At 68.1% G+C, this 11,417-nt stretch carries 9 protein-coding genes and 2 pseudogenes; 6 read left to right on the top strand and 5 right to left on the bottom strand.

Annotated features, from left to right (window positions below):
• Positions 1-999 precede the first annotated feature (999 nt).
• Entirely contained in the window at positions 1,000-1,239 is a 240-nt protein-coding gene (locus EFK10_RS07410; RefSeq protein ID WP_127354945.1) for a hypothetical protein, read from the top strand.
• 183 nt (positions 1,240-1,422) lie between these two features.
• Here the strand turns inward: EFK10_RS07410 and EFK10_RS07415 are convergent, their stop codons facing one another.
• The 5 genes from EFK10_RS07415 to EFK10_RS07435 all read right to left on the bottom strand — a co-directional run bounded on the left by EFK10_RS07415 (position 1,423) and on the right by EFK10_RS07435 (position 6,861).
• On the bottom strand, positions 1,423-2,127 hold the full coding sequence (locus EFK10_RS07415; protein WP_127354946.1) for an aldo/keto reductase: 705 nt from the start codon (positions 2,125-2,127) through the stop codon (positions 1,423-1,425).
• Positions 2,127-3,017: a carbohydrate ABC transporter permease gene (locus EFK10_RS07420; protein ID WP_127354947.1), complete on the bottom strand. Its 891-nt coding sequence runs from the start codon at positions 3,015-3,017 to the stop codon at positions 2,127-2,129. Before EFK10_RS07420 ends, EFK10_RS07415 begins: the two co-directional genes overlap by 1 nt.
• Positions 3,014-4,009 (bottom strand): carbohydrate ABC transporter permease, encoded by a 996-nt coding sequence (locus tag EFK10_RS07425; protein ID WP_127354948.1) that lies wholly within the window; start codon positions 4,007-4,009, stop codon positions 3,014-3,016. Before EFK10_RS07425 ends, EFK10_RS07420 begins: the two co-directional genes overlap by 4 nt.
• A 35-nt stretch (positions 4,010-4,044) precedes the next feature.
• The gene (locus tag EFK10_RS07430) at positions 4,045-5,361 is read right to left on the bottom strand and encodes an ABC transporter substrate-binding protein (RefSeq protein WP_206305346.1); all 1,317 of its coding nucleotides are present in this window, start codon (positions 5,359-5,361) and stop codon (positions 4,045-4,047) included.
• Positions 5,362-5,427: 66 nt separating this feature from the next.
• The gene (locus EFK10_RS07435; protein ID WP_127354949.1) at positions 5,428-6,861 is read right to left on the bottom strand and encodes an aldehyde dehydrogenase family protein; all 1,434 of its coding nucleotides are present in this window, start codon (positions 6,859-6,861) and stop codon (positions 5,428-5,430) included.
• Positions 6,862-7,252: 391 nt separating this feature from the next.
• Between EFK10_RS07435 and EFK10_RS07440 the strand changes: the two genes are divergently transcribed.
• From EFK10_RS07440 to EFK10_RS51925, 5 genes and pseudogenes are all read left to right on the top strand, one after another.
• A complete protein-coding gene (locus tag EFK10_RS07440) occupies positions 7,253-8,377 on the top strand; it encodes a Gfo/Idh/MocA family protein (RefSeq protein ID WP_127354953.1) in 1,125 nt (374 codons plus the stop codon).
• Between the two features lie 46 nt (positions 8,378-8,423).
• Positions 8,424-8,825 (top strand): annotated as a pseudogene (locus EFK10_RS07445) (sugar phosphate isomerase/epimerase family protein); the annotation flags it as partial.
• A gap of 4 nt (positions 8,826-8,829) precedes the next feature.
• Positions 8,830-9,873, top strand: coding sequence for a LacI family DNA-binding transcriptional regulator (locus EFK10_RS07450; RefSeq protein ID WP_127354951.1), 1,044 nt, complete (start codon positions 8,830-8,832; stop codon positions 9,871-9,873).
• A 278-nt stretch (positions 9,874-10,151) separates the two neighbouring features.
• Positions 10,152-10,620: pseudogene (locus EFK10_RS07460) on the top strand (integrase core domain-containing protein); the annotation flags it as partial.
• Between the two features lie 365 nt (positions 10,621-10,985).
• On the top strand, positions 10,986-11,120 hold the full coding sequence (locus tag EFK10_RS51925) for a hypothetical protein (RefSeq protein ID WP_265737479.1): 135 nt from the start codon (positions 10,986-10,988) through the stop codon (positions 11,118-11,120).
• Positions 11,121-11,417 lie beyond the last annotated feature (297 nt).

The raw sequence follows: 11,417 nt of genomic DNA on the forward strand, positions 1-11,417 counted from the left end.
CGTTGGAAGCAGCAGAACGCGTGTCCCAGGTCCAGGCCCCCCTGCACGTTGATGCTGCGGTCGTAGTCGTAGCTGCGGCGCAGGATGGTGCTGGTCGCGGCGGCCGGACACCCTTCACCGCTCCACCCGTCCTCTGGGGTGGACGCCGTGTTGTCACTCATGTATTTCCCTCCTGGTGCAGACCAGTGATGTGCGATTCTCTGGCCGACCGCGCGGTGGAAGCGCGGGACGGCGCCTAGGCGAGCGGTGCGCGGGCGAGCTTCTCGAAGAGGTGCTGGTCCTGGATGAGCGCGGCCTGCCCAGGCTGTCTCGGTGTTCTTGTTTTCCGCTGCGGGCGCACCCATCGCGGTGGCCAATGGGGACGGCGCGCCGTCCCTGTGCCGCCACGTCGGTACCTTCCGCAGTGATCCGATCGTCAGGAAATCTGGCACTTTGCTGGCATGACCAATGTCACAGTAAGGAATGGTATGCCACCAAAAGAACAAAGATTAGGTAATTTAGCACCAGCCATTTGTCCCGTTACGTACGCACCTGGCTACATACCATGCGTCCAACGGGAACGGGGCGTTGTCACTCATGTGGCTGCCTCAACGCGCCCGCTCCAGGTCGCGCCGGGCGAACGGTCACCACCCTTCCTGAGGGCCTCAAGGCGGCCTGCCCTGGGTGTGGCACGGTCTCGAACCGCGTGCCCGGGGTGCCCCCGACGTTCAGATTGCGGTCCGCAGGGCTTTCGCAAGCAGAGGGACCCAACACCGCGGTGTCGTATGTAGGCGAGGTTAGGTCGAGGTCTTCGCAACGATCCGCCCGGGAGGCGGAATCGGTGGGCCGGTGGGCTGCGGGGCCTTCACCTGGCAGGTCTCGCCGATCCGGATGCTTGGGACGCGCATCACGGTCTCCTGTGCCCTCTCGGCCTCCCGTGTGCCGTGTTCCCGGGAAGCTGACGGTCGGTGACACGGTGGGGAGGCCCGGCGCCTTGGGATCTACCAGACGTCGATTCGCTTGATCGAGCCCAAGTCGGAGTTCGGGAAGCCGTACAGCGACGGGAGCGGCATCGGGCTGCAGGTCCTGGGCGTGCGGGCCTGGTACCGGACCGTCCTCATGAACGGCGACCCCCGGCCGCTGAAGGAGTTCGCCGACTGGGACGCCGAACAGGACCGCCTGGCGGCCAGCGAGATCAACTCCACCACCACAGACGCCGAACTGGCCGCGGAACCGGTCTCGACTTCAGCGAGGGTGTGACCGTCTTCGCCCTGAATCCGGCGGGACGTTGGAGCGGCGGTGCCGCGGCTCTCGTCGGGCATGCGGATACCCCGCCCAGATGTCGGCAGCGTGGCACACGCCGCGCCGCCGAGCCGGGAACCGTTCGCCACTCCGGCCTCCGCTGCTCCACCGCAGCACCCCAGACCCGAACGGCTCCCCGGATCAGGCTTTAGTTATTAACTTGAGTCGACTTGAGGCCTTCGCCGAAAACAACCGCGAACGCCTGGCGCAGCTGTACGGGAAGTACGGGCCGGGCGGCCCCTCGGGCAGCAGTTCTAGGCGGGCCTGCGGGTCGAGCAGGGTGTAGACGCCGGCCGCCAGCACCACGTCGATGTCGGTTTCCCGGATGAACCGGGCCAGCATGGGTGCCTGGATCATGCCGACCCCCACCGCGCCGATCACCCCTTCGTCCCGTAGCTGCGCGAGGGCGGGCCATGCGCCGTCCAGGACCTGTTCCCAGTGGCGATCGGGATCGTGGATGAAGACCAGGTCCACCCGGTCGACGCCCAACCGCCGCAGGCTCTCGTCGAGGGAGGTGCGGACTCCGTCGTGGCTGAAGTCGTAGATCCAGCCCGCACCGGTGCGCGCCGTGTCCGGGTGGCCGGGCCGCACCAGCCGGCCGACCTTGGTGCTCAGCAGGTACGAGTCCCGCGGCCGGCCCCGCAGCGTCCGCCCCAGAAGCAGTTCCGAGCGCCCGTCGCCGTACATCGGTGCGGTGTCGTAGTAGCGGAACCCGCTGTCCCATGCCGCGCCGAGACACTCCATGGCCTGACTGGTCGGTACGGGCGGCTGCGCGATGGCCGCCGCCCCGAAGCCCAGGCGGGGCAGCGCCGCCACCGCCGATCGGGGGCCGGCACCGTGAAGCATCAGGCCTTCACTCCCCCGGAGAGCAGGTCGACTCGCCAGTACCGCTGCAACGAGAGGAAGAGCAGGGCCAGCGGAATGATCGACAACAGCACCCCGATGATGACGATGGAGTACTGCGCGGCCTGGCCGCCGGTGATGATCAGCAGTCCGTACAGCCCCTCGGTGAGCGGGTAGAGGCGGTCGGTGTTGAGCATGACGAACGGCAGCAGGAAGTTATTCCAGATGGCGATGAACTGTAGGAGGAACACGGTCACGAGTGCCGGGGCGATGAGACGGGTACCGATGGCCAGGAAGATGCGCCACTCCGAGCCCCCGTCCACGCGGGCCGCCTCGAGGATGTCGTCGCTGACCGAGGCCTCCGAGTAGATCTTGCACAGGTAGATGGCGAACGGACTGACCAGCTGCGGAAGGATGACCGCCGCGTAGTTGTTGGTCAGGCCGACCTGCGCCAGCATCAGAAACTGGGGGATGGCCAGCATGATCTGGGGAAGCAGTACCGCGGCCACGATGATCCGGAACGTCCAGATGCTGCCACGGAAGCGGTACTTGCCCAGCGCGTACCCGGCGCAGCCGCAGATGACCGTCGACAGCGCGGCCCCGCCGAAAGCGTAGATCAGGGAGTTGAGCGCCCAACGCGCGAAGATGCCGTCGTTGTACGTGAACAGCGCCTCGATGTTGGAGACGAATCCGCCGTTGAACGAGGGTTTGAATGGCGGCGTGGAGAACAGCTCATCGTTGGTCTTGGTGGACGCGATCACGATCCACAGCACGGGCAGCACGCAGTACAGGGCGCCGAGGGCCAGGATGATCGTGGGGACCAGATTGACGCGACCGGAGCGCGTCCGCCGGCGCGCGGCCGCCGAGGCGGGCCCGGTGGTGACGGCGGTCATCGCTCACTCCTTCGGGAAATCCTGCGCAGGAGCAGGTTGGCGACTGCGGTGGCCGCAACGGTCATGATGATGAGCAGGAACGAGGTGGCCGCTCCCCGGTGGATGTCGTTATTGACGAAGGCGTCGGTGTAGACGCGCATCAGCGGCACCCAGGTCGAGCTGATCGCGTTGGCGATGGGCTTCAAGGTGGTCGGTTCGTTGAACAGCTGCAGCGCGCCGATCAACGAGAACACCGTCACCAGCGTCATGGTCGGGGCGAGCAGCGGCAGCTTGATGCGCAGCGCGATCTGCAGCTCGCTGGCGCCGTCGATCTCGGCGGCCTCGAACAGTTCGCGCGGCAGACTGCGCAGCGTGGTGTACAGCACCACCATGTTGAAGCCGAGTACACCCCACACCGCCACGTTGGCGACCGAGAAGAACACCTGCCCGGAGCCGAAGTAGTCGATGTGGTCACCGCCGATCGGGCTGGTCGCCGGCAGGTAGATGAAGCCCCACAGCAGCGAAGCGATGACACCCGGTACGGCGTACGGCAGGAAGATGGCCAGTCGCGCGATGCCGACCAGCCGTGCCCGCTTCGCGTCGAGACAGAGGGCGAACAGGGTGGCGAAGAAGATCGTGGCAGGTACGCCGATGCCCGCGACCAGCAGCATCCGCAGGATGCTGTGCCAGAACTCGGAGTCGGCGAGGGTGGCCCGGTAGTTCTCCAGGCCTGCGAAGACGTCCTTCGGGTTCTCGTTGCCGAGCAGGCCTCCGCCAATCTGCGGCTTGAGGAAGCTGAGGTAGATGGCGTAGACGCCAGGGGCGACGGTGAACAGCAGGAACAGCAGCACCGCGGGTGCGAGCAGGAACTGCGGCAGAAGCGTGCGCCGTCGCCCCCGGGGCCGGGAGCGGAAGGCCGGGGCGAGGCCACCGGGGAGCCGGCGGGGACCCACACCCGGGGGCAGTGTGCCGGGCCTGGGGCGTGGACCCGCCTGGTCCTCGATGGCACTCATGAACCCTTCTTCCCGTCGTGTGGCTGGGTGGTTGGTCAGCCGGTGGCGTCGAAGCCGCGTTGCTTCATGTCGCCGACCGTCGCCTGCTGCATCTCGGTCAGCGCCGCGGACAACGGCGTCTTCCTCTGCAGCGCGGCGGCGAAGGCGTTGGAGTAGCTGTCGAAGGTGACGTTGGCGTTCGGACCCCAGATCTGGAAGGTCCGCACGTTCCCCGCCTGCTGAGCCATCAGTGTGTTGTAGTCCGGCTGGTTGGACATGAACGGCGGCGGCGTCCTGAGTGCGTCCAACTGCTGGTTCGCCTTCGAGGCGGGGAACGCGGAGACCTTCTCGATGAGGATCTTCGCGCCGCCGGCGGAGGAGTTCATCCATTTGACGAACTTCGCGGCCTCCGCCGGGTGCTTGGAGTTGGCGGTCACCGCCTCGCTCTCGCCGCCCCAGATGCCGACGGTCTGGTCACCCGGAGTCCAGGCGGGCAGCGGCGCGGCGACCCACTTGCCGGCGGTGTCCTTGGCGATCCCGGGCAACTGGTTGGGCGCCCACTGCGCACTGACCCAGCCGACCAGGGTGCCGTTGTTCATGTCGGTGTTCCACTGCGGGGACCAGTTCGGCTCCGGGCTGACCAGCCCCTTCTGGATCAGGTCGCCCCAGTAGTCGGCGACCTTCCTGGTGGGCGCGTCGTCGATGGCGACCGTCCACTTGCTGCCCGAGGCCGTCCACCAGTTGGCCCCCGCCTGCTGGGCCAGGCCCGCGAACCAACCCGCGTCGACCGCAGTGAAGTTGCCGATGAACTGCTTGGGGTTGTGCTTGTGGATGGTCTCGGCGGCGGCCGCGTACTCGTCCCACGTGGCCGGCGCCTTGAGGCCGAGTTGGTCGAAGATGTCCTTGCGGTAGAAGAAGATCATCGGACAGATGTTCTGGGGAACGCCGTAGGTCTTGCCGTCGAACTGCACTTGGGCGAGAGAGGCCTTGTCGAAGTCGCTCGAGAGGTCACCCACGTAGTCGTCGATCGGCACCACCACCTTGTTCGCGATCAGGGCGGGTAGCGCCTGGTACTCGACCTCGGTGGTGTCCGGGTTGGTGCCGGCCCGGTTGTTCGTGATCAGCTTGTTGTACAGGGTGTAGCCCGTGCCGGACGGCTTGGTCAGCTCAACCTGTACGTTCGGGTTCTGCCGGTTCCACTCGTCCACCACGTCCTTCATGCCACCGTCCCAGTTGACGAAGGTCAACTTGACGGGCCCGTCGCTCTTCCCGTCGGACGAGTCCTTCGACGAGCCGCAGGCGGCCAGGGTGGTCAGGGCCGTGGTGGCGGCCAGGCCGAGGATTGCCGCTTTCTTGAGATAGCCCCCGAGCACTTCGGTGTCTCCTTTGACGGTGTGGTTGCCGGGTCCGGTGTCCTGGTGTCGGGTGCCCCGGCCCAGCTAACTCCCCTGTGCCCAGGTCGGGTAGGACACCGGAGCTGTCTGTACGCCGACCCACTGCCGACGGGTGAACGCGGCGATCTGTCCCTCGCCACCGTGACGGGCGTAGCCGTCGTTGACGTGCACCTCGTTGCCGGCGACCCGTTCGGCGAAGGCGAGACCGCGCAGCGGGTCGCCGGTGAAGACCGAGTTCATCAGGGTCCGGTGGCGGTTGACGAGGTCGAGGGCCTCGGCCTCGGAGTCCACCACGGTGATGGGCATGACGGGCCCGAAGGTCTCCTCGCAGAAGATGGGCATCTGCGGTGTGACATCCGTCAGCACGGTCGGCTGGTAGAACTGCCCGTCGTAGGTGCCGCCCACCGCGACCTTCGCCCCGGCCGCGACGGACGGCTCGACGAGCCGGTCGTGGAAACGGGCCCGTTGGACGGCGCTGATCACCGGACCGAGGTCGACATCGTCGCGCAGCGGGTCACCGACGCGGAGCTTGCGTACCCGCTCCACAACGGCTTCGGTGAACGCGTCGGCCACCTCCCGGTGCACGATGTGCCGCCCCGCGCTGATGCACGTCTGCCCCTGGTACCACAGCGACGACCAGACCGCGCAGCTGGCCGCCTGGTCGATGTCCGCGTCGTCGAGCACGACGAAGGCGTTGTCCCCGCCGAGTTCGGTCACAACCGCCTTGCCCGCCCGGGCGGCGAAGTCCGTGATCGCGCGGCCGACCTCGAACGATCCGGTGAAGTGGATCAGGTCCAGCCCGGGGTGATGGTAGAGCGCGCTGCCGGTGCCCGGCCCGTCCCCTGGCAGCACGGCGAACACGCCCTCCGGTATCCCGGCGGCGCGGGCCGCCTCGGCGAGCACCTGACCGCCGGCGATCGGAGTGAGCTCGGCAGGCTTGAGAACGACCGCGTTCCCGTAGGCCAACCCTGGTGCCAGAGCCCGCATCGCCAGGCTCATCGGATAGTTCCACGGGACGATGAGGCCGATGACGCCCAGCGGCACCGCGCGCGACAGGGAGATCTTGCCGCCCTTGTACGGGGGAAGGATCGAGCCGGCGGTCTCGGTGAGCTGGGTGGCAGAGTTGAGCAGTTGGTTGACGGCCTGGCCCAGCTCTTCCTCGGCCTTCTCGGCCGTGGCGCCCGTCTCCCGGATGATGAGCTCGATCAGCTCGTCGTGGCGGCGGTCCAGTTCGGCGGCAAAGGCCCGGAGCGCTGTGCACCGGGTGTTGGCGTCGGTGTCCGCCCACGTCGGCTGGGTCCGTCGCGCCGCGGCGACCGCACGGTCGACCTGTGCCGCGGACGCGTTGCCGTAGCGGCCGAACGCCGCCCTGGATCCCTTGTCGAGGACGGGCAGCCAGTCGGACGCGGGAGGTTCGAACCGGCCGTCGATGAACACCTCAGCGGTGTAGTCCACCGCCGCGGTATGCGCATGACTCATCGGAGCACCCCTGTACGTGTGTTTCGTTCGCGGGTCCGGTATTTCGTTCGCGGGTCGGGAATGCGCTTTCCGGCGAAAGTAGGAGCCCCCTTCGGCTGGTGTCAAGGGTCGGATCGGGATCCGCTGAACCGGTACGGAACGAGTGACGTAAAGCTGACGAAAGCTGTTCTCGGTGCGCCGATCGGGGCTGGGCGGTGGATCGCCCACTCAACTCCCGCCCGAGTCGGCCTTGACGCATCACCGAGGGACGTACACGTCGGCGATTCCGGCCAGTCCGGAGTGGGCTCCCTTGACTGCCGAAACACCGGAAACCTACGGTGGGAATACGCATTCCAATGCTCGCGGAGGCACAGTGGCATCGACATCGGCCTCGGACACTCTGCACATCGCCATGAACGGCGTGACGGGCCGCATGGGTTACCGGCAGCACCTCACCCGCTCGATTCTGGAGATCCGGGAGCAGGGCGGCGTGACGCTGCCCGACGGCAGGCGCCTGCAGGTGGAGCCGGTACTTGTCGGACGCAACGAGGGGCGTCTGCGTGAGATCGCCCAGCGCCACCAGGTGCAGCGGTGGAGCACCGACCTGGCGGAGGTGCTCAAGGACCCGTCCATTGATGTCTACTTCGACGCGCAGGTGACCGCGGAGCGCCCGGCGGCTCTGCGCAGCGCGATCGCGGCGCACAAGCACGTCTTCGTGGAGAAACCCCTCGCCCCGACGCTCGACGAGGCGGTCGAGCTGGCCGCGTTGGCCCGTGACTCCGGCCTCGTGGCCGGCGTGGTGCACGACAAACTCTACCTGCCTGGCCTGGTCAAGCTGCGCCGGCTGATCGACGAAGGCTTCTTCGGGCGAATCCTGTCGTTGCGCGGCGAGTTCGGCTACTGGGTCTTCGAGGGCGACGTGCAGGACGCCCAGCGACCCTCGTGGAACTACCGCAGCGAGGACGGCGGCGGCGTGACCGTCGACATGTACTGTCACTGGAGCTACGTCCTGGAGAACCTGCTGGGACCGGTCCGGGCGGTCACCGCCAAGACCGCCACGCACATCCCGGTCCGCTGGGACGAGCAGGGCCGCGAATACCAGGCCACCGCCGACGACGCGGTGTACGGCATCTTCGAGATCGACGGCGGTATCATCGCGCAGATCAACTCGTCCTGGGCCGTGCGCGTGTACCGCGACGAACTCGTCGAATTCCAGATCGACGGCACCCACGGCTCGGCGGTCGCGGGCCTGCGCGGATGCGTGGCCCAACACCGCTCGCACACCCCGAGGCCGGTGTGGAACCCGGATCTCCCGGTCACCGAACCGTTCCGCGACCAGTGGCTCGACGTGCCGGCCAACGCCGAACTGGACAACGGGTTCAAGCTGCAGTGGGAAGAGTTCCTGCGTGACGTGGCGGCGGGCCGCCCGCACCGCCACGACCTGCTCTCCGCGGCGCGGGGCGTGCAGCTCGCCGAACTGGCGCTGTGTTCGTCCGACGAGGGGCGCCGGGTGCAGATCCCGGAGGTCACCCTGTGACCACGGATCGGTCGTCCTCGCCGCCGGATACGACCCGCAGGTCGTCGGCGTCGTCGTCGACACCTTCCACGTGTGGTGGGATCCCGACCTCGCGCACCAGATCGCCCGGGCCGGCGCAGAGCGGCGGCTGGCGTGCTACCAAGTGGCCGACTGGAACCTGCCCCTCGCCGCCGACGCCTTGCTCTCGCGGGGCATGATGGGCGACGGCCACATCGACTTCGCCGGCATCGGCCGATGGATGACCTACGCCGGGTACACCGGCGACGTCGAGGTCGAGATCTTCAACGAGGACATCTGGGCGTCCGACGGCACGGCGGTGATCGCCCGGATGGTCGACCGGTACCTGAACCTGGTGCTGCCGGGTCTGCTGCCCAAGGACGGCGGCGGGATGCGGACAGTCGGCGCGCCACCTCGACCGACAAGTGGCACCACCAACACGAAAGGATGAGCTCGTGGCCGGGGTGACCCTCACCGACGTAGCCATCCGCGCGGGCGTCTCTCAATCGACGGCCTCCCGCGTGCTCAACGGCTCCAGCCGCCGGCCCTCTCCGGCGGTCGCGGAGGCGGTCCGCCGGGCGGCGGAGGAGCTCGGCTACGTCTCCAACGCACAGGCGCGGGCCCTGGCCGGCGCTCAGACGGGCCTGGTCGGGCTGGTCGTCCACGACATCGCCGACCCGTACTTCTCGACCATCGCCTCGGGAGTGCAGGGAGAGGCGTCGCAACGCGACCGCCAGGTGCTGCTCGCGACCACGTTGCGCAGTACCGAACAGGAGATCCGGGCGGTCGAGGCGTTCCTCAGCCACCGCACCGACGCGATCATCCTGGTCGGCTCGCGGCTGAACACCGACGACGGGCTACGAGACCAGCAGCGGCTGACGGTCCTGCTCGACCGCTACCGGGACCTCGGCGGGAGGGTCGCCGTCATCGGCCAACCGCTGTCCGGCACGCACACCGTCACGCCCGAGAACCGCGCCGGGGCGGCGGCGCTGGCCAAGGCCCTCATCGCGCAGGGCACCACCGACTTCGTCGTCCTGGCCGGCCCGCAGAAGCTGGCGACGGCCGTCGAGCGCACCAACGGCTTCGTCCGGGAACTACGTCGTGCGGGCCACAAACCGGTGGCGGTGGTGCCGGGCGAGTTCACCAGGGACGGGGGTTATGAGGCGGCGCAACAGGTCATCGCCTCGATCCGGCCGGAGCGCCGGTGGGGGGCCTGTGTCTTCGCGGTCAACGACGTGATGGCGCTGGGCGCGATGGCCGCCTTCCGGGACGCCGGTCTGCAGACCCCACGCGACGTTCTGGTCGCCGGCTTCGACGACATTCCGACGCTGCGTGACCACGACCCCGGTCTGACCACCGTCGGGCTGCCCCTACGCGAGATGGGCCGACGCGCGATCGAGATGACCCTGGCCTCGGACGCCCGGGAGCAGTCGGTCACCCGGGTGGCCGGACGGGTGATCCTGCGGGCGAGCACGAAACCCGCGCGACCGCGCGGCTGAGCAGTGGTCGCCCACCATCATGGCGGCGCTCGGGCACAGCACCATCACCATGACGCTCGACACCTACGCCCACGTGATGGGGACGACCCTCCGAGACGCCGCCAACCGCATGGACAACATGCTCGGCATCGAACGGAAAGAGACGCCGAGTGCGGCGACGACACTCCGGACTCGACGGTTTGAGAGGCTGCCCCGCTCGAAAATACGATTCGGGGCTGTGGCCTGCTCGTTTGCTGATCCTGGCGACGCGGCTTCGAGCGTTCTGGGACGATGTGCGGATGTCGCTGTCGGTCGTCGCTGCGCTGGTCCGGAATCTGATCACCGTGCCCGCTGCAGTGCTGCGCAGCCGCGTGGCCAAGGACGCGGAGGTGTTGGCTGCGGCATGAGAACGCGGTGCTGCGCCGTCAGATCGCCCGGGTCCGGTACGAGCCCGCCGACCGGGTCTGGCTCGCCGCACTCTCCCGGCTGATCCCACGGGAGCGCTGGCGCCAGGTCTTCGCGGTCACCCCCGCCACACTGCTGGCCTGGCACCGTCAACTCATCATCCACAAGTGGACGTTCACTCAGCACCGCCGCCCCGGGCGACCTTCTACCGCGTCCATCGTCAAGCGGCTCATCCTGCGCTTGGCCCGCGAGAACAGCACCTGGGGCCACCGGCGGATTCAGGGCGAACTCGCCCGCCTGGGCTACCCGATCGCCCCGTCCACGGTCTGGGAGATCCTGCACGCCGCCGTCGACGTCACGCCGGCCGCCGGCCGCTACGACGACGGCAAGTACGCCGACTACGGCACAGAACCCGGCATGCCGCCCTGCCACCGCGTCTCGATCCTCCCTGAAGGGCTGCGCCGCGACGCCGGCACCGTCCTGCACGACGCGCTGAAGGGCTACGCCGCCACCGGTGACTGGACCCGGCCGCTCAACATGCGCACCACCACGCCCACCAAGGGCGGCGCATGACCGGATCCGGCGCAGACACGCCTGACAGAGCGGCTCTGCGCTACCGTCGAACCATGCCGAAGTCAGTGAACCTAGAGGTCGACGACCAGCTGTAGCAGCGTGCTGCCGCATAGGGCACCACGGTCGAGCATCTGATCGCCGAGGCCGCACGGGACGTGGCGCGCGACCCACGCCTCCAAGACGCCACCCAGGACTTCCGCACCTTCGTCGCCGACCACGGCGCAGCGTTCGACCGGGCGTTCCCCGAGGACGTCCCCGACCGGCTGGACGCCGTGGGACGGGCCGCCTGAGTCGTGGAGCTCTACAGCGACATCCGCTGGCTGCTGGAGCGCCAGGCATCGCGCCAGGGGACTCGATTCAATGGCACCTTGGACCCCGGGCCCAAAGCGGGGGCCGATCGCATCGGTTGGCGCGCAGAGCACTCAGCCGCTGGAACCCGGAGCCGCTGAGCGAGACGACCGAGCCGTTGGTCAGCGAGATCGTCACCAATGAGGAAGTTTCATCGTGATTCGTGCAGGTCACCGGGTCTGGTGTGTCGAGTCGTTGGGGTGCTCGCACAGCTCATCACGGTGATCGTGGCGGGGAGA

It is taken from the genome of Streptomyces soli (assembly GCF_003999195.1).
In the GTDB taxonomy this organism is placed as follows: Bacteria; Actinomycetota; Actinomycetes; order Streptomycetales; family Streptomycetaceae; genus Actinacidiphila; species Actinacidiphila soli.